General features: G+C 56.9%; 1 protein-coding gene. It reads right to left on the reverse strand.

Annotation, left to right across the window (positions count from 1 at the left end; all coding sequences use genetic code 11):
* Nucleotides 1-91: 91 nt before the first annotated feature.
* Nucleotides 92-782 (reverse strand): IS1634 family transposase (locus JUJ53_RS00160; RefSeq protein WP_204149987.1); only part of this gene is annotated, 691 nt, incomplete at its 5' end.

A 782-nucleotide genomic window follows, 5' to 3' on the forward strand; every position in this document is an offset into this window, starting at 1 on the left:
CAGCACCCAGCGCTGCTCCACCCCGCCGTAGGTCTGTCGTTGCTCCCACAGTCGATAGCCTTCCAGTGTACAGGGCATCTCAATCAACGACTCAAGGGCTACTATCGACTGGAGTTTGAGCGCTCTTGAGCGTCACAGGTACCCGACTCAGCCACGGCAAACGCCCCACCGTCTGCAGGTTAGGTTCGCTATAGAAGGCTGCATCAGCCACCAGCAGGGCGGGTGGCTCCCACTGCTCGGCAAACGCTGTCATCAGCCCTGCAAACGTCTGACAGTCGGGCTCATTGCCGCTGCCGACTTGGAACCACACCGGGATGCCACCGTCGGCAGTACAAATCAAGTTGACCAAAAACTGCTTCAAGTCCGGTCGATGATCTCTCGAATACCCCCGGCAAATCTCAATCGCCTGGGGTACTCCTAAATCAGCCTCTAACTCTACGTCAGCCCTCTTCGCTGATCGGTACTCGCCGTCGAGAGCAAACGAGGTTGAGTCCAGATGGCACTGACTGACGCTGACGCCAAAGCGTTCGATCGCCTGCATGGCCACCTTCAGAAAAAACAGCGTTGTGCCGTACTCAAACAGGCGATCCAACACCCGCCCCAAGCGGTCATCGTTGAGATGGGCTGCCGTAATGCCGGGGCCCAGTAGATGCTCCACGGGTTTGCCTTCGAAAAACTCGCTGAATAAGTACAACGGCGCGCTGACAAACCCCAACCCGTTGAGAATCATCGCTTTCAGCACTTGTCCTGGGCTGATATGGTTCAGGCTATGAGCATGGAGT

It is taken from the genome of Leptolyngbya sp. CCY15150, from assembly GCF_016888135.1.
Lineage (GTDB): Bacteria > Cyanobacteriota > Cyanobacteriia > RECH01 > RECH01 > RECH01.